The sequence below is a fragment of the Streptomyces sp. NPDC031121 genome (assembly GCF_055570615.1).
Map to the genome: position 1 here is coordinate 561,637 of NZ_JBVIGV010000002.1, position 21,003 is coordinate 582,639.

The window sequence follows — 21,003 nt, forward strand, 5'->3', positions numbered from 1 at the left end:
CAGTCCGTCAACCCGGGATCAGGCCCTCGTCTGACAGCAGCTCGCGCACCTGCGGCAGGCCGGTCGTCTCGTCGGGCAACACCAGATCCGATGGAGTGATCCGCTCCTCGGGCAGCGGTGTGCCGAGGCTGCGTACGGCGTCCAGCAGCGCCGACAGGGCGGTGGCGAAGGCCGTCTCGTCGCCTTCGTCGGCGGCTTTCTGCAGGGCGGAGTCCAGGTGGTTGAGCCGGTCGAGGTGCTCGTCGGCGATGTCGTACTGGCCCTCGCCGAGAATCCGCATGATCATGACTTCTTCTCCTGCCCGGGCTGTTCTTCACCGGCTGCCACCGCCTGCGGAGCGGACCCCGCCGGCAGCTGTGCCTTCATCCTGGCCAGTTCGAGCTCCACGTCCTGACCTGCGGTGACGCGCTCGAGCTCGGCCTGGATGTCGTCCCGGCCGGCAGGCAGGGTGGCGTCGTCCAGGGCGCCGGAGGCGATCAGTTCGTCCAGCGCGCCGGCCCGGGCCTGCATCTGCTCGGTCTTGTCCTGGGCTCGCTGCATGGCCAGGCCCACATCGCCCATCTCCTCGCCGATGCCCGTCACGGCCTCCGTGATACGCGTCTGGGCCTCGGCTGCGGTGTAGCTGGCCTTGATGGTCTCCTTGCGCGTCCGGAAGGCGTCCACCTTCCCCTCCAGGCGCTGGGCGGCGAGCGTGAGCTTGTCCTCCTGCTCCTTCAGCGACGTGTGCTCGGCTTGAAGGTCGCCGATCTGCCCGGCCACAGCGGTACGGCGGGTGAGCGCCTCGCGGGCCAGGTCCTCGCGCCCGGCGGCCAGCGCCCGCTCGGCCTGGCCCTGCAGTTTGTCGGTGGACTGCTGGAGTCGGCTGAGCTGGAGTTCGACCCGCTTGCGGCTGGTCGCCACGTCGGCCACCCCGCGCCGCACGCGTTGCAGCATCTGCAGCTGCTGCTCGTAGGAGTAGTCCAGGACCTCGCGCGGGTCTTCGGCCTTGTCCAGCGCCTTGTTCGCCTTGATCCGGAACAGGCTGGTGATGCGTTGGGTGATGCTGGTCATGGTGACCTCCATGCTCTGCAGGCGTCCGTCGGGTTCGAGGGTTCAGCCCCCGGTCGCGCGGCTGCACCACCGGCTCGCCCTCTGGTCACCGACCGCCGGGCACCACTTCCATTGTCCGCGCGGAGGTCCCGTGTGGCAGTTTGATCGTGGCCCGTGGCGGCTCGTGCTGGTCACGGTCTGCTCCCGGAATGACGTGTGGTGACGAGGGGCCGTGGGGGCCGCTCGGTGCGGGCCCGCGCCACGCGCAGCCCAGCGATGCCGGCGGCGGCCACGATCGTCGCCTGGGAGGACACGGGCTTGCCGGTCATCGGGCACCCCCGGAGCCGCTGGGGCGTGTGGTCGGCGGGAACGGGCCACGTCCGGCCTTGTCCCTCGCTCCGGGAGGACGCTGCGCCGGGGACGACTGCGCCATAACGCAGGGGTGCGAGCGGCGAAGTCCGTCCACTCCTCCCCCGAAGCGGGCCGCGACCTCGCGCTCCTCACCGCGGGCCAGCCTCATGTACACGTACACCAGGACGGGAAACATGATCAGGGCGGGGATGGTGGGCCACTGCAGCAGGAACCCGGTCATGACGAGCAGGAAGCCGTCGTACTGCGGGTGGCGCACCCAGGCGTACGGGCCGGTGGTGGCCAGCCGGTCCTTCTGCGCGGCTTCGTGCAGGACCTTCCAGGCGGCGGCGATCAGCCAGAATCCGACACCGATGGCAACGTAGCCGGCCAGGTGGAAGGGGCTCAGGTGTCGTACTTCATCATCGAGCCGGTGAGCTTGAGGGCTTTCTCAGTGGGCGCCGTGCGCCCGGTGGTGCCCGTGCTCCGCCGCGGCATCGACGGGGTGGGCCGGAGGCAGTAGCCCGGCCACGGTCACGGCGACGAGCCGGCGCACCGCCGCGCTGGACGGGAGCCCCGCAGCGGCCCCGAGGGCATGCAGACAGTAGGCGGCGAGCTCGCCGGCAGCCACATCGTCCCGGAGCGTGCCGCCCTCCGCGCCTTCCGCCACCAACCCCTCGACCAGCTCCAGGAGCCGCTGATGGGCGTGAGCGACACCGGCGCCCTGATGAAGGAGCGTGGCCACGGCCGTGCCGTGGTGCTCGTGGCGTTCGTACGTCATGAGGGCGTACGCCTCAAGGACCGCCCGCAGCCGCTCGCCGGGGTCACAGAGGCGGTCCCGTACGGCTTCGAGCTGTGCGAGGTGGCCGGCGACCCGGCGCTCGTGCCAGGCAACCAGGACAGACTCGATGTCCGGGAAGTACTTGTACAGCGTCGCGCGCCCGATGCCGGTTTCCTGGGCGAGACGCGACATCGTCACGGACAGCAGTCCGTGCTCCGCCACCAGCGCGGCGGCGGCGTCGAGCACCGCATCGCGTACGGCACTGCGGTGGGCCTCGATCGTCTCGTTCCACAGCTTCGGCATGCCCACAATCTACGGTACGACGAGGTAGTGACACGATGACTTGACAAAGACAGTCTGTCTCGAAAAAGCTGAGCGCGTTCGACGGCAGTGCGCCGTTCCCACGCGAAGCGGAGTTCCCGATGTCCGATGCACCCGACCGGTCCGCTCCCCCGCGCACTCCCCGGCCCCGCTGGGTCACCGCCTTGCTGATCGGCGCGGCACTCCTCGTAGTGGTCCTCCTGGCTCTGCACCTGGCCGGGGGCGGTATGCGGGGCCACGGCTGATGGCGATGTCCCCCCGCGGGCGCAAGCTGACGCTGACCGCCCATGTGACGGCGTCCGTCGGCTGGTTCGGCGCGGTCGCCGTCTTCCTCGCCCTGGCAGTGACCGGCCTCGTCGCTCAGGACGCGCTGACGGTGAGGTCGGTCTACGTGGCGATGGACGTAACCGGCGTGTACGTGATCGTGCCGCTCTGTTTCGCCTCGCTCGTGACCGGGGTCGTGTCGGCCCTCGGCACCACGTGGGGTCTGCTGCGCTACTACTGGGTCACGGTGAAACTCGCGATCACGGTGCTGGCCACCGGAGCGCTCCTCCTCCACATGCCGTCCATCAGCCACATCGCCGCCGCCGCAGCCGCGCCCGGCTGGACGGGCGGCGACCTCGTCGGGCTGCGGACCCAGCTCGTCATCCAGTCCGGCGCGGCATTGCTCGTCCTGCTGGGCGCGACCGCCCTATCGGTGTTCAAGCCACAGGGCCGGACCCGCTACGGGCAGCGGATGCAGCAGCAGCGTCAGACTCCGGTTGCGGGGCCCGGAGCCGGAGTCGGGGCGGCCCGTTGATCCGGCCGGTCAGACCGCGCTGGAAACGGTCGGCGCCGCGAACGTCCGTCGTGGTCTCCACGTCGACACAAGAGTGAGAGCCGTCAGCGCGATCATGACTCCGACCGAGATCAGGAAGGCCGGCGAGGTGGGCGACGAGGCGGAGGCCCCGGCGACGACGTAGGCGGCCGTGCCGGGGAGGACTCCCAGTGCTGTGGCGGCGGCGAAGGACCGCAACCGGACGCCGGAGAACGCGGCGGCGAAGTCAAGGGCCGGGAAGGGCACGCCGGGCACAGCGGCTCGGCATGCTACACGCACGCCCCTTGAGGCGGAGATGGGGTTCAGCAGTCGCCGGAGGCGGCGGGGGCGGGGCCGATGGTGAGCGTGGGCGGGGCGGTGCAGCCGCCGCCGGTCGGCTCCGCGGCCTCCGGCTCGTCGAAGAGGCCTGCCCCGCCGCATACGCCGGTCTCGCGCACGTGCGCCCACTCGCGCACGGCGGCTCCGGCGACCGGGCCGGCTTCCAGGACCAGGGGTTCGAGGCCGCGGTCGACGAGGTGGGCGGCGGCGGCCAGGCCTGCCGGGCCGGCTCCGATGACGACGACGGGCAGATCGGTGGTGGCTGGCGCGTCCACGGTCGGCTCCCTGCTGCTTGTTTCGATGTCTGTCGCTGGCTTGTGCCGCCAGGATGGCAGACTGATTCGACGTTCGTAAATATAGATGTTCGTGGAAGTCGGCGCTTCCTGTCGTCTCTGGTTTGACGTGTGTCAACATAGACATATGTCGAATGCCAAGGTTCTGCCGCTCCTGGAGCCCGAGGCAGCCGCTGCGTGCTGCCCTCCGTTGAGCGAGCGCCCCCTGTCCGCGGACGAGGCCGAGGTCGCGGCGCCGATGTTCAAGGCTCTCGGCGACCCCGTCCGGCTGCGCCTGTTCTCCGCCGTCGCCTCCCACGAGGGCGGCGAGGCCTGCGTGTGCGACATCTCCGATGTCGGCGTCTCCCAGCCCACCGTCTCCCACCACCTGAAGAAGCTGAAGGAGGCCGGGCTGCTGTCCTCGGAGCGGCGCGGCACGTGGGTGTACTACCGGGTCGAGCCGTCCGTGCTCGCCGCGATGGGCGCGCTGCTGGCCGGCGCCGCGAAGACGGCATGACCGGAGTGACCGGCCTGCGGATCGAGGCGCTCCTGCCCGAGCACGGCGAACAGGTGCTGGGCATCTACCAGGCGGGGATCGACGAGGGCAACGCCACGTTCGAGACGCGGGCACCCGAGTGGGCGGCGTTCGACGAGGCCAGGCTGCCCGCCCACCGCTTCGTCGCCCTCGGCGACGCCGGCACGGTGCTGGGGTGGGTGGCGGCGAGCGCGGTCTCCGACCGGTGTGCGTACGCGGGTGTGGTCGAGCACTCCGTCTACGTCCACCCCGGTGCCCGAGGCCGGGGCGTCGCCCGCGTCCTCCTGGACGCCCTGATCGCCTCCACCGAGGCGGCCGGGATCTGGACGATCCAGTCGGGGGTCTTCCCCGAGAACACCGCCAGCCTCTTCCTCCACGAGCGGGCCGGTTTCCGGGTCATCGGCACCCGGGAGCGGATCGGCCGCCACCACGGGGTGTGGCGGGACGTCGTCCTGCTGGAGCGCCGCAGCAGCGTGGTGTCGTAGGCCGCCGCGTCCGTGCGGCGCGTCAGGCTGCGGGCTGCTCCCAGATGGCGGCCGGTTCCTGCGGCACCTCGCCGGCGACCGCGTCGAGGTCCGATCCGCCGGGTCGATGCCCGGGGACCGGATCAACCCCTCCGCGGTGGCCGCGGTGGCCGCGGTGGCCGAGGTCGGCATCGACATCTCCGGCCAGACGCCCGGGGTCCTCACGCCCGAGGCCGCGCAGGCGTCCGACTGCGTCATCACGAGGGGCTGCGGCGACACCTGCCCGCCCTTCCCCGGCAGGACCTGCCTCGACCGGCAGCTGGAAGACCCCGCCGGCCAGGGCGTCGAGGCGGTCCGCCCCATCCGCGACGAGATCAGGGGCCTCGTCGGGAACCTGGTCGCCGAGATCGACGCCAGGGGGCAGCGCTGATCCCGTGAGCGGCGCGGGCGCCACCGGGGGTCCGCGGGTCAGCTGAGTTCCGCGAAGGCCTCCACGTGGCGCGTCCTGCCGGTGACGATGATGACGTCGCCCTTCTCCACGACGGTCTCGGCCGTGGCGTGGGTGAAGTCCTGGCCGGGCCGCTTGATGCCGACGACGGTGATGCCGTACTTGGTGCGGACCGCGCTCTGGGCGAGGGTGACGCCGGTGATCGCGGTCGGGGTGATCGTCTTGACCAGGGCGTAGTCGTCGTCGAACTCGATGAAGTCGAGCATGCGGCCGGTGACGAGGTGGGCGACGCGTTCGCCCATCTCGTGCTCGGGCAGGACGACGTGGTGGACGCCGAGCCGTTCGAGGATCTGGCCGTGCTGGCGGCTGATGGCCTTGGCCCAGATGTTCGGGACCTTCGCCTCCAGCAGGTTGGAGGCGATGAGGATGCTGGCCTCTATGTCGGTGCCGATGCCGACCACCACGCTGGAGAACTCGTGGACGCCGAGCTGGTGGAGGACCTCGGCGTCGGTGCAGTCGGCGACGGCGGTGTGCGTGAGGGCGTCGCTGTGCTTCTGCACGAGGGAGGCGTCGGTGTCGATGCCCAGGACGTCCCAGCCGCGCCGGGTCAGTTCGTGGGCGAGGGAGCTGCCGAAGCGGCCCAGTCCGACGACGGCCACGCGCTGGTCGGAGTGGAGCTGGGCGCCGAGGTCGGTGAGGCGCTTGCGGCGGCGGTGGCGCAGGGAGTTCAGGTAGTTACCCAATGACGGGTCGCTCCTCGGGTAGCTGGTAGCGGCGGGTCCGCTCGCGCAGGGCGAGGGAGGAGACGAGGGTGATCGGTCCGAGGCGGCCGATGAACATCAGCAGGACCAGGATGAGCTGCCCGGCGGCCGGGATGTCGGCGGTGATCCCGGTGGACAGGCCGACGGTGCCGAACGCGGACACCGCCTCGAACAGCACCGCCTCGGCCGGGGCCTTGGTGACGGTGAGCAGGGCCAGGGTGGCGGTGATGACCAGGCCGATGCCCAGCAGTGCGACGGTGAGGGCCTGGCGCAGGGCGTGGGGGGCCAGGCGGCGGCCCATCACCGTGGAGGTGGGTTCGCCGCGGACCTCGGCGAGCATGGCGGCGGCCAGGACCGAGAAGGTGGTGACCTTGATGCCGCCGGCCGTTCCGGCGCTGCCTCCGCCGATGAACATCAGCGTGCAGGTGAACAGGACGGTCGAGGCGTTGAGGGCGCCCATGTCGATGGCGTTGAACCCGGCGGTGCGGCTCATCGCCGAGTAGAAGAATCCATTGAGGATCTTCTCGTCCCAGTCGAACGCGCCGAGGGTTCCGGCGTTGGTCCATTCCAGCAGGCATGTCGTGACGGTGCCCACCAGGAGCAGTACCGCGCTGGTGACGAGGGTCAGCCGGGTGTGCAGGGACCAGTTGCGCCGCCCGGTGGTGCGCCGGCGGGTGCGGTGGCGCAGGAGTTCGAGCAGGACCGGGAAGCCCAGACCGCCCAGGATCACCGCGGCGGCGATCGGCATCGTGATCCAGGGGTCCCGCGCGTAGGGGACGATGCTGTCGGCGTGGAGGCCGAAGCCCGCGTTGTTGAAGGCCGAGACGGCGTGGAAGAAGCCGGAGTACGCGGCCTCGCCGAGGGGCCTGCCGTACCCGAACCGCAACCGCAGGGCGAGGAGGGCCCCGACGGCGAGCTCGACCGCGAGGGTGCAGCCGGCCACGCCGAGCAGGACGCGCCGTACGTCGCCGATGCCCAGGCTCTTGGTCTCGGCGGCAGCGGTGAGCTGCATGCGCAGGCGCAGCCGGCCGGAGACGAGCAGGGCGAGCAGGGAGGCCATCGTCATGATGCCGAACCCGCCGACCTGGATGAGGGCCAGGATGACGCCCTCGCCGAAGCCGCTCCAGTGCGTGGCGGTGTCCACGACGACCAGTCCCGTCACGCACACCGCGGAGGTAGAGGTGAACAGAGCGGTGAGGGGGTCGGTGACCGAGCCGTCGGTGGACGCCGCGGGCAGCATCAGCAGGCCGGTGCCGAGGGCGGTCACCAGGGCGAACGCCGACACCACGGTTCGGGCGGGATGTGCGGTGAACAGCCGCCACACCCCGGCCACGCGTCCAGCCACTTCGTTCGCCCTTCGATACGGTCCCGGCAACGGGCCCCGTCGTCAGGGACGCCCCAAGGACCGCAGCGGCCCAGAGTACCCGCAGGTAGGCGGAAGGGCACACGGGTGGGCAGGGTGTCCGTGGCGCCCCGTCCGCGGGCAGCAGCCGAGGGGCTCGTACGGCGTCAGGTCAGGGCCGCGCGCGGGGCGTCGCGGGGCCCCGTCGCCGCTTCGGCGGTGGGGACGGTGAGGACCATGGTGAGGCCGCCGCCGGGGGTGTCCTCCGCGGTGAGCGTGCCTCCGACGGCCTCGGTGAAGCCGCGGGCGACGGCGAGGCCGAGGCCGACGCCGGCGCCGGCGGGTGCGTCGCCGTAGCGCTGGAAAGGTTCGAAGACGCGGTCCTTCGCCTCGTCGGGGATGCCGGGTCCGCGGTCGACGACGCGCAGTTCGACCCGGTCGGCGAGGGCGCTGGCGGAGACCAGGACGGGGTGCCCCTCCGGGCTGTGCTTGACGGCGTTCTCCACGATGTTGGCGACGGCGCGTTCCAAAAGCCCGCCGTCGACGGCGACCATGGGGAGGGTTTCCGGGACGTCGAGTTCGACGCTGCCGTCGGGGATGCCGTGCAGCGCGCGGGGGACCACTTCGTCGAGGTCGGTCTCGCGGATGATCGGGGTGACGGTGCCGGTCCTGAGCCGGGACATGTCGAGGAGGTTGCCGACGAGGGCGTTGAGCCGGTCGGCGCCGTCCTCGATGCCTTCGAGGAGTTCGGCGCGGTCCTCGTCGGACCATTCGACGTCGGTGGCGCGCAGCGACGAGACGGAGGCCTTGATCCCGGCGAGCGGGGTGCGCAGGTCGTGGCTGACGGCGGCGAGGAGGGCGGTGCGGATCTGGTTGCCCTCGGCGAGGCGGCGCGCTTCCTCCGCCTGTCCGACCAGGCGCTGGCGGTCGAGGACGACGGCGGCCTGGGCGGCGAAGGCGCCCAGGACCCGGCGGTCTTCGGCGGGCAGGACCCGTCCGGTGAGGGCCACGGCCAAGTTCTCGCCGATGTGCAGGTCGACGTCGGCGTCTTCGGGGCGCTCGGCCGGGTGGGGGCCGGTGCTGGCCGCGGTGCTCCAGGGGTCCACCTCGCCGGTCCGCTCCAGCAGGGCGACGGACTCCATGGCGAAGGTCTCGCGCAGCCGTTCGAGCAGGGCGTCGAGGGAGTCCTCGCCGCGCAGCACGCTGCCGGCGAGGAAGGAGAGGATGTCGGCCTCGGAGCGCAGTCTCGCGGCCTGGTGGGTGCGCCGGGCCGCGAGGTCGACGACCGAGGCGACGGAGACGGCGACCGCGAAGAACACCGCGATGGCGACGATGTTCCTGGGGTCGGCGATGGTCCACAGGTGCAGCGGTGGGGTGAAGAAGTAGTTGAGGAGGAGGGACCCGAACGCCGCCGAGGCGAGCGCGGGCAGCAGCCCTCCCAGCAGGGCGGCCGCGACGGTGAGGCTCAGGAAGAGCAGCATGTCGTTGGCGAGCCCCAGCTCGGGGACGGCGGTGCGCAGGAGGACGGTCAGCAGGGCGGGGCCGGCGATGCCGACGAGCCATCCCCCCAGGATGCGGGACCGGCCGAGGCGGGCGCCCCGCGCGATCGGCAGTCCGCGGCCCTTGGCGGCCTCGTCGTGGGTGACGATGTGCACGTCGAGGTCGGGGCCGGAGTCACGGGCGACGGTGCCGCTGACCCCCGGTCCGAAGACGTACTGCCAGGACCGGCGGCGGCTGACGCCGAGGACGATCTGGGTGGCGTTGGCGCCGCGGGCGAACTCCAGCAGGGCCTGCGGGATGTCGTCGCCGATGACGTGGTGGAACGTGCCGCCGAGGTCCTCGACCAGGGTGCGCTGGACGGCGAGTTCCTTCGGTGAGGCGGCGGTGAGGCCGTCGCTGCGGGCGATGTAGACGGCGAGGACCTCGCCGCCGGCGCCCTTCTCGGCCAGGCGGGCGGCGCGGCGGATGAGGGTGCGGCCCTCGGGGCCGCCGGTGATGCCGACGACGATGCGTTCGCGGGCCTGCCAGGTGGTGCGTATGTCGTGCTCGCCGCGGTACTCGCGGAGATACTCGTCGACGCGGTCGGCCGTCCACAGCAGGGCGAGTTCGCGCAGGGCGGTGAGGTTGCCGGGCCGGAAGTAGTGGGAGAGCGCGGCGTCGACCTTGTCGGGCTGGTAGATGTTGCCGTGGGCCATGCGGCGGCGCAGTGCCTGCGGGGACATGTCGACCAGTTCGATCTGGTCGGCGCGGCGGACCACCTCGTCGGGCACGGTCTCCTGCTGGCGGATCCCCGTGATGGTCTCGACGACGTCGCCGAGGGATTCCAGGTGCTGGATGTTGACGGTGGTGATGACGTCGATGCCGGCCTGGAGCAGTTCCTCGACGTCCTGCCAGCGCTTGGCGTTGCGGGAGCCCGGCACGTTGGTGTGGGCGAGTTCGTCGATGAGCGCGACGGCGGGGCGCCGGGCCAGGACGGCGTCCACGTCCATCTCCGTGAAGCGGCCGCCCCGGTACTCCAGCTCGCGCCTCGGGACCTCCTCCAGGCCGTGCAGCATGACCTCGGTGCGGGGCCGGCCGTGGTGCTCGACGAAGCCGACGACGGCGTCGGTGCCGCGTTCGATCCGGCGGTGCCCCTCGGAGAGCATCGCGTAGGTCTTGCCGACGCCGGGTGCCGCGCCGAGGTAGATGCGGAATGTGCCGCGTCGCATGGTGCTCAGCCTTCGAACCGGTAGCCCATGCCGGGCTCGGTGATCAGATACCGGGGGTGCGCGGGGTCCGCTTCCAGTTTGCGCCGCAGCTGGGCCATGTAGACGCGCAGGTAGTTCGTCTTGTCCGCGTACCCCGGCCCCCAGACGTCGATGAGCAGCCGGCGCTGGCTGACCAGCCGTCCGGGGTGGGTGATGAGGATCTCCAGCAGGTGCCACTCGGTGGGCGTGAGCCGGACGTCCCGGCCGCCTCGCCGGACCTTCTTGGCCGGCAAATCCACGGTGAACTCGTCGGTCTCCACGACCGCCTGGTCGGGCCGGCCGGCCGGGTTCTCCGCCTGGCGGCGGACGGCCGCCCGGAGCCGGGCGAGCAGCTCGTCCATGCTGAACGGCTTGGTGACGTAGTCGTCGGCGCCGGCGTCCAGGGCCCTGACCTTCTCCTCGGAGGTCTGCCGCGCGGACAGGACGATGACGGGGACGGAGCTCCAGTCCCTCAGCCCCTTGATCACGTCGATGCCGTCCATGTCGGGCAGCCCCAGGTCCAGGAGGACCACGTCCGGCCGCTCCGCGGCGGCCAGGCGCAGAGCGGCCTGGCCGTGGGCGGTGGAGACGACCTCGAACTTGCGGGCCTGCAGGTTGATCCTCAGGGCCCGGACGAGCCGGGGGTCGTCCTCCACCACCAAGATCTTGCTCATGCTGTCGTGCCTTCTTCGTCGGTAGGGAAACGGGTCGGGCGGGTGGGTCATCGGCTCCCGGTGGCTGCCTTGAGGGCAAGGTTGAGCATCAGGACGTTGACGTGCGGCTCGCCGAGGAACCCGGCGGTGCGGCCTTCGGTGTGGTCCTCGACCAGTTTCGCAACCTGCGGGCCGGTCAGGCCGTTGGCCCTGGCGACCCGGGCGACCTGGATCCGCGCGTACTCCGGGGAGATGTGCGGGTCGATGGCGGACGCGGCTCCGGTGACGGCGTCCTTGGGCACGTCGGACTCGGGTACGCCGTTGAACTCCGCGACCGCCCTCTTGGTGGCCGCGACGGTCTTCGCGAGGGTCGGGTCGTCGGCGCCGAGCTGGCCGGAGCCGGTGGCCAGCGGGTCGTAGCCGCTGTTCGACGGGCGCGGCTGGAACCACTTCGGGTCCGGCCGGGCGGCTTCGTCCTCGTCGTCCGGGTTCTGCCCGGGCAGGTTCCAGCTCTGCCCGATCAGCTCGGACCCGACCTCCCTGCCGTCGGCCTCGACGATCGAGCCGTTGGCCTTGCCGGGGAAGAGGGCCTGGGCGGCGCCGGTGACGGCGAGCGGGTACAGGATGCCGGTGACGGCGGTCAGGACCAGCAGCATCCGCAGGGCGGCCCCGATCAGGCGGCCGGTGGTGGAGACGGAAGTGTTCATGCTGATCAGCCGATTCCGGGGACGAGGGACAGGGCCATGTCGACGAGCTTGATGCCGATGAACGGGGCGATGAGGCCGCCGAGGCCGTAGAGGCCGAGGTTGCGGCGGAGCATGCTGTCGGCGCTGCTCGGCCGGTACCGGACTCCCTTGAGGGCGAGCGGCACCAGCGCGACGATGACCAGCGCGTTGAAGACGACCGCGGAGAGGATCGCGGACTCCGGGGAGGCCAGGCCCATGATGTTCAGCTTGTCCAGGCCCGGATAGGCGACCGCGAACATCGCGGGAATGATCGCGAAGTACTTCGCGACGTCGTTGGCGAGGGAGAAGGTGGTCAGCGCGCCGCGGGTGATGAGGAGCTGCTTGCCGATCTCGACGATCTCGATGAGCTTCGTCGGGTCGGAGTCCAGGTCCACCATGTTCCCGGCCTCCTTGGCGGCCGAGGTGCCGGTGTTCATCGCCACGCCCACATCGGCCTGGGCCAGGGCCGGGGCGTCGTTCGTACCGTCGCCGGTCATCGCGACCAGCTTGCCGCCGGCCTGCTCCCGCTTGATGAGGGCCATCTTGTCCTCGGGGGTGGCCTCGGCGAGGAAGTCGTCGACACCGGCCTCCTCGGCGATCGCCTTGGCCGTCAGCGGGTTGTCACCCGTGATCATGATGGTTCTGATGCCCATGCGGCGCAGTTCCCCGAACCGCTCCCGCATGCCCTCCTTGACCACGTCCTTGAGGTGGACGACCCCCAGGATCCGGGCGCCCCTGTCGTCCTCCACGGCCACGAGCAGCGGGGTGCCGCCGGCCTGGGAGATCGTGTCGGCGAGGGTGCCGGCGTCGTCCGCCACGTCGCCGCCCCGCTCCCGCACCCAGGCGGTGACCGAGCCCGCGGCGCCCTTGCGGATCCTCCTGCCGTCCACGTCCACACCCGACATGCGGGTCTGGGCGGTGAACCCGATCCAGGCGGCGTGCGCCAGCTCGCCCTGGTGGCGCTCGCGCAGCCCGTACCCCTCCTTCGCCAGGACGACGACGGAACGGCCCTCGGGCGTCTCGTCGGCGAGGGAGGACAGCTGGGCGGCGTCGGCGACCTCGGCCTTTGTGGTGCCCTTGACCGGCACGAACTCGGCGGCCTGCCGGTTGCCCAGGGTGATGGTGCCGGTCTTGTCGAGCAGCAGGGTCGACACGTCTCCGGCGGCCTCGACCGCCCGCCCGGACTTGGCCAGGACGTTGCGCTGGACCAGGCGGTCCATGCCGGCGATGCCGATCGCGGACAGCAGCGCGCCGATGGTGGTCGGGATCAGGCAGACCAGCAGCGCGGTCAGCACGACCGGCGAGGTCTGCTCATCGGCCCCGGCATAGATCGCGAAGGGCTTCAGCGTGACCACGGCCAGCAGGAAGACGATCGTCAGCGAGGCCAGCAGGATGTTCAGCGCGATCTCGTTCGGCGTCTTCTGCCGGGCCGCGCCTTCCACCAGGCTGATCATCCGGTCGATGAACGTCTCACCGGGCCTCGTCGTGATCTTGATGACGATGCGGTCGGAGAGGACCTTCGTTCCGCCGGTGACCGCGCTGCGGTCGCCGCCGGACTCCCGGATGACGGGGGCCGACTCGCCCGTGATGGCGGACTCGTCGACGGAGGCGACGCCCTCGACGACGTCGCCGTCTCCGGGGATGACGTCGCCTGCCTCGCAGACCACCAGGTCCCCGATCTTCAGCTCGGTGCCGGGGACGCGCTCCTCGTTCCTGCCGACGACCCGTCGGGCGACCGCGTCCGTCTTCGCCTTGCGCAGGGTGTCCGCCTGCGCCTTGCCGCGGCCTTCTGCCACGGCCTCAGCGAGGTTGGCGAAGATCGTCGTCAGCCACAGCCATGCGGTGATGGCCCAGCCGAACCAGTCCGTCGGGTCCTTGACCGCCAGCACCGTGGTGACGACCGAGCCGATCAGCACCACGAACATGACCGGCGACTTGGCCATCACCCGCGGGTCGAGCTTGCGCACCGCGTCCGGGAAGGACCTGAGCAACTGCTCGGGGTCGAACAGGCCGCCGCCCACACGGCCGCCGTCGGGCTTGCGGCCCGTGGGCACGTCGCTGTGCGGCGCGGGGGCCCGGGTGAAGGTGGACATCTCGTCCTCGTGCTTCTTGAGACTGGAGGTCATGACGCCAGCCCCTCGGCGAGCGGCCCCAGCGCCAGCGCCGGGAAGAACGTCAGACCGGTGACGATCAGGATCGCGCCGACGAGCAGGCCGGTGAACAGCGGCTTCTCGGTACGCAGGGTCCCGGCCGTGGCCGGGACGGGGGCCTGCTCGGCGAGCGAGCCGGCCAGCGCCAGCACGAACACCATCGGCAGGAAGCGGCCCAGCAGCATGCACAGGCCCAGCGTGGTGTTGAAGAACGGCGTGTTCGCGCCGAAGCCGGCGAACGCCGAGCCGTTGTTGTTCGACGCCGAGGTGTAGGCGTAGAGGACCTCGGAGAAGCCGTGCGCCCCGACGTTGGCCATGGCCTCCCTGCCGTCCGGCAGGGCCATCGCCACCGCGGTCCCGGTCAGCACGAGAGCCGGGGTGATCAGGATGTACAGGGCCGCCGACCTGATCTCGCGGGTGCCGATCTTCTTGCCCAGGAACTCCGGCGTCCGGCCGACCATCAGGCCCGCCAGGAACACCGCGACCACGGCCATCACCAGCATGCCGTACAGGCCGGACCCGACGCCGCCGGGCGCGATCTCGCCGAGCATCATTCCGAGCAGCAGCACGCCGCCGGACAGGCCGCTGAAGGAGTCGTGGAACGAGTTCACCGAGCCGGTCGAGGTCATGGTCGTGGAGACCGCGAACAGCGAGGAGGCCCCCTCGCCGAAGCGCTGCTCCTTGCCCTCCATGGCGCCGCCCGCGATCTGGGAGGCGGCACCCGGGTGGGCGTACTCGATCCAGGTCACCAGCACCACGCCGGCGAGCCAGATCGCGCCCATCGCGCCGAGGATGGCGTAGCCCTGCCTGGGGCTGCCGACCATGCGGCCGAAGGTGCGGGGCAGGGAGAACGGGATGACGAGCAGCAGGAAGACCGTCAGCAGGTTGGAGAAGCCGTCGGGGTTCTCGAAGGGGTGGGACGAGTTGGCGTTGAAGTAGCCGCCGCCGTTCGTGCCCAGGTTCTTGATCGCTTCCTGGGAGGCGACGGCGCCCGGCGAGATGCTCTGCGCCTGCCCGGTGACCGTGGTCAGCTCGTGGATGCCGGCGAAGTTCTGGATGGCGCCTGCGGCGACCAGCAGCAGGGCGGCGACCACGGCGATCGGGAGGAGGATCCGGACGGTGCCGCGCACCAGGTCGGCCCAGAAGTTGCCCAGCTCACCCGTGCGGGAGCAGGCGAAGCCGCGGACCAGCGCCATCGCGACCGCGATCCCCGCGGCGGCGGAGACGAAGTTCTGCACCGCCAGACCGGCGGTCTGGGTGATGTGGCCCATCGCCGCCTCACCCGAGTACGACTGCCAGTTGGTGTTCGACACGAAGGACGCTGCGGTGTTGAACGCCTGGTCCGGGGTGAACGCCGGGAAGCCGAGCGACAGCGGCAGCTGGTCCTGGACCCGCTGGAGCACGTACAGGAACAGCACGCTCACCGCGGAGAACGCGAGGACACCGCGCAGGTACGCCGTCCAGCGCATCCCGGTGTCCGGGTCGGCGCCGACGCTGCGGTAGATCCACGTCTCCACCCGCAGGTGCCTCTCGGAGGAGAAGACGCGCGCCATGTAGTCGCCCAGCGGGCGGTGCACCAGCGCCAGGGCGGCGATCAGCGCCGCCACCTGGAGCACATCGGCAAGAACGGGGCTCATCTCGGTGCTCAGAACCTCTCCGGCTTGAGGAGGGCGAGGACGAGATAGCCGAGGAGGGAGGCGGCCACGACCAGCCCGACGATGTTCTCGGCAGTCACAGCTTCGCCACCCCCCGTGCTATGAGAGCCACCAGCGCGAACACCGCGATCGTGGTGGCGACGAAGGCCACGTCGGCCATCGTGAGCTCCTGGAGTGGGTGAAAGTACGGAATCGGCCGGTTGGCCGAGCACGAGCTAACCCCACTCGCCCGGTGGTGTTAAGCGTCCTTGACGGCTCCCATACGGCATCCGCCGCGGCCTTGACGCAACCTTGACGCGGGGGGGGCGCCTCCGGGCCCGGCGAGCACCGGAGCACCGGGCAGCGGACCGCCGTCAACCCGCGCAAGCCGGGCATCGCTGCGGGCCGCGGCGAAGCACGGCAGAGCCCGGGTTCCGGACACCGCGCAGACCGGTCCGCAGCCGGTGCTATCTTCCTTCCGGTCCGGGTGGGGATGCCCGAAGCCGGCCTTCCCACCGCCAAGCCGTCCTTTGGCATGAGGCGTGATCTCAGGCAACGTACGTCGCAACCGTCACAGAGCAGCGTGGCTGCCGCCGGCGCTCCTCGCGGTGGTGCTCGCCCTCCTCGGCATGCACGTCCTGGCTTCCCATCAGCCCCTGCACAGCGGCCATGCCGCCCGGCACCAGCTCGTCGACGCACGGGGGACGACGGAGCACGCCCACTCCCACGCCGTCCCAGCCGGCACCACCACGGCACCGCACGGCCCGGACGGCGAATGCGACCACGGCGGGGTCGAGGAGAGCTGCCTGGCGCTGCTGTACATCGTCGCCGCCCTGTTCACGTTCGCCCTCAGGCGCGCGGGCGCCACCGGGGCACTGCGCCCGTGGGCAGCGCTCACGCGCTTCCGGACCGGCCGCACCGTCGACCCGCCGTGCCTTCACCGACTTTCGATCCTGCGCTGCTGAGAGCCGCACCAGCGTGACGCCGCACCACAGGTGCCGGCGCGCTTCTGCATGCCCTCACCCTCACGATCCGAAAGGCACGACCCGCGTGACCACCGTTCTCGAACCCGAGCACCACCGCACTCCCCCCGCGAAGCACCGCCGCCCCGCGTTCGACAAGAAAGCCCTCCCGGCCCGCTACACCGGCCAGATGCTCTACTTCATGGGCGCCGCCCTCATCGCAGGCGCCGTCGTCCACTACCCGATCGATCCCTCGCTGTACGGGATCATCTGCGCGGTCGGCGCCGTCGTCTTCCTCCTCGGCACGATCGTCAACGAGTTCGTGCTGGCCGACGAGCGTCCGGCCGTGGGCCGGGCCGTCTCCGTGGTCTCCTTCTCCCTCCTGCTGTCCTTCGGCGTCGGCCTGGTCGGCGGCGGCATCCAGCACTTCGAGCAGTTCCCCGAACGCAGCGCGTGGATGACCCCCGTCGGGCTGCTCATGTCGTACGTCGCGTTCGTCGCCAAGGACTCCAAGGGCCGCTGGCGGCACCTGGTCAGCCCGTTCGCGGCGGTCGTCGTCGTCATCGCGGCCGGCGCGTGGCTGGGCATGACCGCTCTGGCCGGCACCATCGGTTCGGACGGCCACAGCCACGACCACGGCACCACGACGGGGACTCCTGCGGAGCCGGACCAGGCGCCCGCCGAGTCAGCCCCTCCCTCCGAGGCGCCCGCCAAGCCGGCGCAGGACGGCCACGCCCACGACCACTGACCGCCATGGCCGCCCCGGCCCCTCGGCCGGGGCGGCAACGCCGGCCGGACGCCGCCGTCACCGCGCCGCGAGCATGGCGCGCATCTCGGCGATCTCGGCGGTCTGGGTCCTGACGATGTCGGTGGCCAGGTCCTTCGCCGGGCCGTAGGAGCCGTGCCGGAGCTCGGACTCGGCCATGTCGACGGCACCCTCGTGGTGCTCGATCATCATGGTCAGGAACATCGTGTCGAACGCCCGGCCCGAAGCGCGGTCGAGGGCCGTCATGCCCCGATTGCCCATCACGCCGGACGGGGACCCCGCGTCATCGTCGTCATGCCCCATACCCGGCATGTGCTCCATGCCCCGCGGCACCGTTTCGCCCCATGCCCTCAACCATCCGGTCATCGTTTCGATCTCCGGGGTCTGAGCCTTCTCGATCCTCGCGGCCAGGGCCTTGACCTGCGGCGAAGAGTCGTGGCTGCGCGCCATCCGCGCCATCATGACGGCCTGGCGGTGGTGCGGAATCATCTCCTGCGCGAAGGCGACGTCGGCCTTGTTGTGCTCGTCGGCCTGCGTGGGGGCCGGCACCGCCACACCGGCGGGGCGAGCCGGTTCGGCCGAGGCGGCGGCCACGGCGCCGCCGGAGGCGGCCAGGGCGAACGCGGCGGCGGCGGCGGTCAGGGCGACGCGGCGGCCCTGCGGACGGTTGGCGGTCATGGCGTTCCTCCTGTGGTCACGGGCCGTTCCGCGGAGGGGATCGGAGGGCGGCCAGAAGACGCCTGTACTCGTCCTCGTCGACCTCTCCCCGAGCCAGTCGCCGGGCGAGGATGCCCTCGGGCGTCGGGCCGGGGGTGTGGATGTGCTCGTGAGGACGGTCCAGGGCCCGGAAGAGGAGCACGGCCGCGGTGATGACCAGCGCCCAGAACAGGATCATGCCGGCCGTCATCGCGAACCAGCCCCATCCGCCGACGTGTCCGTACCAGAACATCATCGCCGCTCACCTTCTTCGCCGCGGAGCTTGTCCCACCTGTCTCTGCATCGTCCCGCCGACCGGGCTGCGGGGGAGGGGGCCGAACGGTCCCCTCCGGGGGCCGCCGGTCCCTGCCGCGCAGCACCGCGCGGCAGGCGCATGCTGGAAGGGACGGGCCGAACAGGGAGGCGAGAACCCATGGGCGCCCTTGACGTGGTGGTCGTCACGGCAGCCGTCGTGGTGATCGGCGGTTTGGGCTGGTACTTCTTCGGCCCCCGCCGGGCCGGATCCGCCCGGCTGGAGGACGGGGTGCAGCGGGTGGACGTGGTCGTACGAGGCGGCTACAGCCCGAACCTGATCAAGGTCCGGCAGGGCACACCGCTGGAGCTGGTCTTCGACCGGCAGGAGTCCGGGGAGTGCACCTCCCGCGTCGTGTTCCCGGATCTGCACGTGAGCGCCGGGCTGCCCGCTCACACCCGTACCACGGTGCGGCTGAGCCCGGACCGGCCGGGCACGTTCGGCTTCGCCTGCGGCATGAACATGATCCACGGAACCCTGCTGGTCGAGCCGGACGGACAGCCGGAACCCACGACACCGCCCGCCTCCGGCGCCGGGGCCGGCGTCGCGCCCGGCGGCGCCCCGGCAGCCGGGGACCGGTCGGCGGCCGAGGCCGAGGCCGCCGACGCCGCGGAGCGGCAGGCGGAGATCGCGGACCTGACCCGGCGGGTGGGGACGGGCGCGGTTCTCACCGCCCCGGTGCTGTTCGCGGTGATGGCGCACGAGCTGTTCGGGGCCGACTGGGTACCGGGATGGATGCTGGACCACTGGCTCCAGCTTGCCCTGATCACCCCGGTGATGTTCTACACCGGGTGGCCGATCCACGTGACCGGCTGGCTCGCGCTGCGCCACCGCAGCGCCGACATGAACTCACTGATCACCCTCGGTACGAGCGCCGCCTACGGCTACAGCCTCCTCGTCACCCTCGCCCCCGGCCTGCTGCCCGAGGACGTACGCGAGGTGTACTACGAGGCCGTCGGCGTGATCCTCACCCTCATCCTGCTCGGCCGGCTCCTGGAGGCCCGCGCGAAAGCCGGCACGGGCGAGGCCATCCGCTCCCTGCTGGGACTCCAGGCCCGCACCGCGCGCGTGGTGCGGGACGGCGCCGAGGCCGAGATCCCCGTCGACGACGTCATGGTGGGCGACGAGATCGTGATCCGGCCCGGGGAGAAGATCCCCGTCGACGCCGAGGTCCTGACCGGCTCGTCCGCCGTCGACGAGTCGATGGTCACGGGCGAGCCGATGCCGGTCACCAAGCGCACCGGGGACACCGTGATCGGCGCCACCGTCAACACCACCGGCTCCCTGCGGGTACGCGCCGCCAAGGTCGGCTCGGACACGGTGCTCGCCCAGATCATCCGCCTCGTCCAGGCCGCGCAGGCGTCCAAGGCGCCCATCCAGCGCCTCGCCGACGCAGTCTCCGCCTACTTCGTGCCCGCGGTCATCGCCATCGCCGTCGCCACGTTCGCCATCTGGTTCACCGTCGGCCCCGCGCCGGCCCTCACCCTGGCCTTGGTGACGGCCGTCGCCGTGCTGATCATCGCCTGCCCCTGCGCGCTCGGGCTGGCGACCCCGCTCTCGGTGATGGTCGGCACCGGCAAGGGAGCCCAGGCCGGCATCCTCGTCCGCTCCGCGGAGGCCCTGGAGACCGCGCACAAACTCGACACCGTGGTCCTCGACAAGACCGGCACCGTCACCGCCGGAAAGCCCGTCCTCACCGACGTCCGCCCCGCCGAAGGCACCGACGAGGACGAGCTGCTGCGGCTGGTGGCCGCCGCCGAGGAACCGAGCGAGCACCCGCTTGCCCAGGCCGTCGTCGGCGGCACCCGCGAACGCGGCGTGACCTCGCCGACCACCTCCGTCTCCGACTTCGACTCCGTCACCGGCCAGGGAGTCAGGGCGACCGTCGACGGCCACACCGTCCTCGTGGGCACCGCCCGCCTCCTGGCAGGCGCCGGCATCGACACCGGCTCGCTGAGCACGGAGGCGGCACGCCTGTCCGCCGAGGGGAAGACGCCCGTACTCGCCGGGATCGACGGCAGCCCGGCGGGCGTCCTGGCCGTGGCCGACACCGTCAAGGAGGACTCCGCAGCCGCCGTCGCCGCCCTGCAGGACCGCGGCATCGACGTGGTCATGCTGACCGGCGACAACGCACGTACCGCCGCCGCGATCGCCGCCCACGTCGGCATCGGCCGGGTGCTGGCCGAGGTGCTGCCCGAGCACAAGGCGGATGAGATACGCCGGCTCCAAGCCGAAGGCCGCACCGTCGGCATGGTCGGCGACGGCATCAACGACGCCCCCGCACTCGCCGCCGCCGACGTGGGCCTCGCGATCGGCACGGGCACCGACATCGCCATCGAGGCCGCCGACATCACCCTCATCTCCGGCTCCCTCACCGGAGTCGTCACCGCCGTCAGCCTCTCCCGCGCCACCATGCGCAACATCCGCCAGAACCTGTTCTTCGCCCTGGTCTACAACGCCGTCGGCGTCCCCCTCGCCGCCGGCGCCCTCTACCCCCTCTGGGGCATCCGCCTCAGCCCGATCATCGCCGCCGCAGCCATGGCCCTGAGTTCCCTTTCCGTGGTCACCAACGCCTCCCGCCTGCGTCGCTGGCACCCCTCTCCCCTGCCCCACAGCGCACCGGCCCGCGTCGAGCCCCGGGTCGAGACCCCGGCCGAGCACGCGGCATCCCCCGGCCGCACCGCAGCCGCGACCCCTCGCCCGCATCCCGCGGACACGGCACGGCAGGTCGTGGACCCCGTGTGCGGCATGCGCATCGACCCGGCAGACGCCGCAGAGCACCGCAGGACCGACAGCGGGGAGTACTTCTTCTGCTCCGCCCACTGCGCCGCTGCCTTCGACGCCGGCCCGGACCGGTACGTGCACTGACCACGGGCACTGCCACGCCGACCGGGCCCCCGGGGCGAAGGCCACCGGTGCGGCGGAGGTCGAACGCGCGCACG

General features: G+C 71.6%; 22 protein-coding genes and 2 pseudogenes. 8 read left to right on the forward strand and 16 right to left on the reverse strand.

The window, feature by feature from the left end; all coding sequences use genetic code 11:
- Window positions 1–7 precede the first annotated feature (7 nt).
- The 4 genes from pspAA to ACZ462_RS05485 all read right to left on the reverse strand — a co-directional run bounded on the left by pspAA (window position 8) and on the right by ACZ462_RS05485 (window position 2,461).
- Complete coding sequence (pspAA, locus tag ACZ462_RS05470; RefSeq protein WP_467809637.1) at window positions 8–286, reverse strand: PspA-associated protein PspAA; 279 nt, start codon at window positions 284–286, stop codon at window positions 8–10.
- Entirely contained in the window at window positions 283–1,050 is a 768-nt protein-coding gene (locus tag ACZ462_RS05475; protein ID WP_467809638.1) for a PspA/IM30 family protein, read from the reverse strand. The genes pspAA and ACZ462_RS05475 overlap by 4 nt, the downstream gene beginning before the upstream one ends.
- A 304-nt stretch (window positions 1,051–1,354) precedes the next feature.
- On the reverse strand, window positions 1,355–1,786 hold the full coding sequence (locus ACZ462_RS05480; RefSeq protein ID WP_467809650.1) for a methyltransferase family protein: 432 nt from the start codon (window positions 1,784–1,786) through the stop codon (window positions 1,355–1,357).
- A 42-nt stretch (window positions 1,787–1,828) separates the two neighbouring features.
- Window positions 1,829–2,461 (reverse strand): TetR/AcrR family transcriptional regulator, encoded by a 633-nt coding sequence (locus ACZ462_RS05485; RefSeq protein ID WP_467809639.1) that lies wholly within the window; start codon window positions 2,459–2,461, stop codon window positions 1,829–1,831.
- Window positions 2,462–2,580: 119 nt separating this feature from the next.
- Here ACZ462_RS05485 and ACZ462_RS05490 point away from each other — a divergent pair, with 119 nt between their 5' ends.
- Together ACZ462_RS05490 and ACZ462_RS05495 are read left to right on the forward strand one after the other, a co-directional pair.
- A complete protein-coding gene (locus ACZ462_RS05490; protein WP_467809640.1) occupies window positions 2,581–2,724 on the forward strand; it encodes a hypothetical protein in 144 nt (47 codons plus the stop codon).
- Complete coding sequence (locus ACZ462_RS05495) at window positions 2,724–3,278, forward strand: hypothetical protein (RefSeq protein ID WP_467809641.1); 555 nt, start codon at window positions 2,724–2,726, stop codon at window positions 3,276–3,278. The genes ACZ462_RS05490 and ACZ462_RS05495 overlap by 1 nt, the downstream gene beginning before the upstream one ends.
- A gap of 9 nt (window positions 3,279–3,287) precedes the next feature.
- Here ACZ462_RS05495 and ACZ462_RS05500 read toward each other — a convergent pair whose 3' ends face one another.
- The gene (locus ACZ462_RS05500) at window positions 3,288–3,551 is read right to left on the reverse strand and encodes a TVP38/TMEM64 family protein (RefSeq protein ID WP_467809642.1); all 264 of its coding nucleotides are present in this window, start codon (window positions 3,549–3,551) and stop codon (window positions 3,288–3,290) included.
- 176 nt (window positions 3,552–3,727) lie between these two features.
- A pseudogene (locus ACZ462_RS05505) lies at window positions 3,728–3,889 on the reverse strand (FAD-dependent oxidoreductase); the annotation flags it as partial.
- A gap of 145 nt (window positions 3,890–4,034) precedes the next feature.
- On the opposite strand from ACZ462_RS05505, the gene ACZ462_RS05510 reads away from it, so the two are divergent.
- From ACZ462_RS05510 to ACZ462_RS05520, 3 genes and pseudogenes are all read left to right on the forward strand, one after another.
- Window positions 4,035–4,403, forward strand: a complete 369-nt coding sequence (locus ACZ462_RS05510) for an ArsR/SmtB family transcription factor (RefSeq protein WP_467809643.1) — start codon at window positions 4,035–4,037, stop codon at window positions 4,401–4,403.
- Window positions 4,400–4,906 carry a GNAT family N-acetyltransferase gene (locus ACZ462_RS05515; RefSeq protein WP_467809644.1) on the forward strand — a complete coding sequence of 169 codons (507 nt, stop codon included), beginning with the start codon at window positions 4,400–4,402 and terminating at the stop codon, window positions 4,904–4,906. Before ACZ462_RS05510 ends, ACZ462_RS05515 begins: the two co-directional genes overlap by 4 nt.
- A gap of 44 nt (window positions 4,907–4,950) precedes the next feature.
- Window positions 4,951–5,315, forward strand: a pseudogene (locus tag ACZ462_RS05520) (arsenate reductase/protein-tyrosine-phosphatase family protein).
- Window positions 5,316–5,353: 38 nt separating this feature from the next.
- Here ACZ462_RS05520 and ACZ462_RS05525 read toward each other — a convergent pair.
- From ACZ462_RS05525 to kdpF, 8 genes are all read right to left on the reverse strand, one after another.
- Window positions 5,354–6,076: a potassium channel family protein gene (locus ACZ462_RS05525; RefSeq protein WP_467809645.1), complete on the reverse strand. Its 723-nt coding sequence runs from the start codon at window positions 6,074–6,076 to the stop codon at window positions 5,354–5,356.
- Complete coding sequence (locus ACZ462_RS05530; protein WP_467809646.1) at window positions 6,069–7,439, reverse strand: TrkH family potassium uptake protein; 1,371 nt, start codon at window positions 7,437–7,439, stop codon at window positions 6,069–6,071. Before ACZ462_RS05530 ends, ACZ462_RS05525 begins: the two co-directional genes overlap by 8 nt.
- Window positions 7,440–7,603: 164 nt before the next feature.
- Window positions 7,604–10,144 (reverse strand): ATP-binding protein, encoded by a 2,541-nt coding sequence (locus ACZ462_RS05535; RefSeq protein ID WP_467809647.1) that lies wholly within the window; start codon window positions 10,142–10,144, stop codon window positions 7,604–7,606.
- Between the two features lie 5 nt (window positions 10,145–10,149).
- Complete coding sequence (locus ACZ462_RS05540; protein ID WP_467809649.1) at window positions 10,150–10,836, reverse strand: response regulator; 687 nt, start codon at window positions 10,834–10,836, stop codon at window positions 10,150–10,152.
- A 47-nt stretch (window positions 10,837–10,883) separates the two neighbouring features.
- A complete protein-coding gene (locus ACZ462_RS05545; protein WP_467809521.1) occupies window positions 10,884–11,522 on the reverse strand; it encodes a potassium-transporting ATPase subunit C in 639 nt (212 codons plus the stop codon).
- 5 nt (window positions 11,523–11,527) lie between these two features.
- Entirely contained in the window at window positions 11,528–13,666 is a 2,139-nt protein-coding gene (kdpB, locus tag ACZ462_RS05550; RefSeq protein ID WP_467809519.1) for a potassium-transporting ATPase subunit KdpB, read from the reverse strand.
- Window positions 13,663–15,327, reverse strand: coding sequence for a potassium-transporting ATPase subunit KdpA (kdpA, locus tag ACZ462_RS05555; RefSeq protein ID WP_467809518.1), 1,665 nt, complete (start codon window positions 15,325–15,327; stop codon window positions 13,663–13,665). Before kdpA ends, kdpB begins: the two co-directional genes overlap by 4 nt.
- Window positions 15,328–15,335: 8 nt before the next feature.
- Complete coding sequence (kdpF, locus tag ACZ462_RS05560) at window positions 15,336–15,425, reverse strand: K(+)-transporting ATPase subunit F (RefSeq protein WP_467809517.1); 90 nt, start codon at window positions 15,423–15,425, stop codon at window positions 15,336–15,338.
- Window positions 15,426–15,866: 441 nt separating this feature from the next.
- On the opposite strand from kdpF, the gene ACZ462_RS05565 reads away from it, so the two are divergent.
- Together ACZ462_RS05565 and ACZ462_RS05570 are read left to right on the forward strand one after the other, a co-directional pair.
- A complete protein-coding gene (locus ACZ462_RS05565) occupies window positions 15,867–16,289 on the forward strand; it encodes a DUF6153 family protein (protein WP_467809516.1) in 423 nt (140 codons plus the stop codon).
- 85 nt (window positions 16,290–16,374) lie between these two features.
- Window positions 16,375–17,034, forward strand: coding sequence for a hypothetical protein (locus tag ACZ462_RS05570; protein ID WP_467809515.1), 660 nt, complete (start codon window positions 16,375–16,377; stop codon window positions 17,032–17,034).
- 57 nt (window positions 17,035–17,091) lie between these two features.
- Here ACZ462_RS05570 and ACZ462_RS05575 read toward each other — a convergent pair whose 3' ends face one another.
- Window positions 17,092–17,730, reverse strand: coding sequence for a DUF305 domain-containing protein (locus ACZ462_RS05575; RefSeq protein ID WP_467809514.1), 639 nt, complete (start codon window positions 17,728–17,730; stop codon window positions 17,092–17,094).
- A gap of 16 nt (window positions 17,731–17,746) precedes the next feature.
- Complete coding sequence (locus ACZ462_RS05580; protein ID WP_467809513.1) at window positions 17,747–18,004, reverse strand: SHOCT domain-containing protein; 258 nt, start codon at window positions 18,002–18,004, stop codon at window positions 17,747–17,749.
- A gap of 177 nt (window positions 18,005–18,181) precedes the next feature.
- Between ACZ462_RS05580 and ACZ462_RS05585 the strand changes: the two genes are divergently transcribed.
- Window positions 18,182–20,929: a heavy metal translocating P-type ATPase gene (locus ACZ462_RS05585; RefSeq protein ID WP_467809512.1), complete on the forward strand. Its 2,748-nt coding sequence runs from the start codon at window positions 18,182–18,184 to the stop codon at window positions 20,927–20,929.
- Window positions 20,930–21,003: the final 74 nt, after the last annotated feature.

Bases quoted from the DNA above. Each gene is read 5' to 3' on its own strand.
- pspAA (WP_467809637.1), bottom strand. From the start codon at position 286: ATGATCATGCGGATTCTCGGCGAGGGCCAGTACGACATCGCCGACGAG.
- ACZ462_RS05475 (WP_467809638.1), bottom strand. From the start codon at position 1,050: ATGACCAGCATCACCCAACGCATCACCAGCCTGTTCCGGATCAAGGCG.
- ACZ462_RS05485 (WP_467809639.1), bottom strand. From the start codon at position 2,461: ATGCCGAAGCTGTGGAACGAGACGATCGAGGCCCACCGCAGTGCCGTA.
- ACZ462_RS05490 (WP_467809640.1), top strand. From the start codon at position 2,581: ATGTCCGATGCACCCGACCGGTCCGCTCCCCCGCGCACTCCCCGGCCC.
- ACZ462_RS05495 (WP_467809641.1), top strand. From the start codon at position 2,724: ATGGCGATGTCCCCCCGCGGGCGCAAGCTGACGCTGACCGCCCATGTG.
- ACZ462_RS05510 (WP_467809643.1), top strand. From the start codon at position 4,035: ATGTCGAATGCCAAGGTTCTGCCGCTCCTGGAGCCCGAGGCAGCCGCT.
- ACZ462_RS05515 (WP_467809644.1), top strand. From the start codon at position 4,400: ATGACCGGAGTGACCGGCCTGCGGATCGAGGCGCTCCTGCCCGAGCAC.
- ACZ462_RS05535 (WP_467809647.1), bottom strand. From the start codon at position 10,144: ATGCGACGCGGCACATTCCGCATCTACCTCGGCGCGGCACCCGGCGTC.
- ACZ462_RS05540 (WP_467809649.1), bottom strand. From the start codon at position 10,836: ATGAGCAAGATCTTGGTGGTGGAGGACGACCCCCGGCTCGTCCGGGCC.
- ACZ462_RS05545 (WP_467809521.1), bottom strand. From the start codon at position 11,522: ATGAACACTTCCGTCTCCACCACCGGCCGCCTGATCGGGGCCGCCCTG.
- kdpB (WP_467809519.1), bottom strand. From the start codon at position 13,666: ATGACCTCCAGTCTCAAGAAGCACGAGGACGAGATGTCCACCTTCACC.
- kdpA (WP_467809518.1), bottom strand. From the start codon at position 15,327: ATGAGCCCCGTTCTTGCCGATGTGCTCCAGGTGGCGGCGCTGATCGCC.
- ACZ462_RS05575 (WP_467809514.1), bottom strand. From the start codon at position 17,730: ATGACCGCCAACCGTCCGCAGGGCCGCCGCGTCGCCCTGACCGCCGCC.
- ACZ462_RS05580 (WP_467809513.1), bottom strand. From the start codon at position 18,004: ATGATGTTCTGGTACGGACACGTCGGCGGATGGGGCTGGTTCGCGATG.
- ACZ462_RS05585 (WP_467809512.1), top strand. From the start codon at position 18,182: ATGGGCGCCCTTGACGTGGTGGTCGTCACGGCAGCCGTCGTGGTGATC.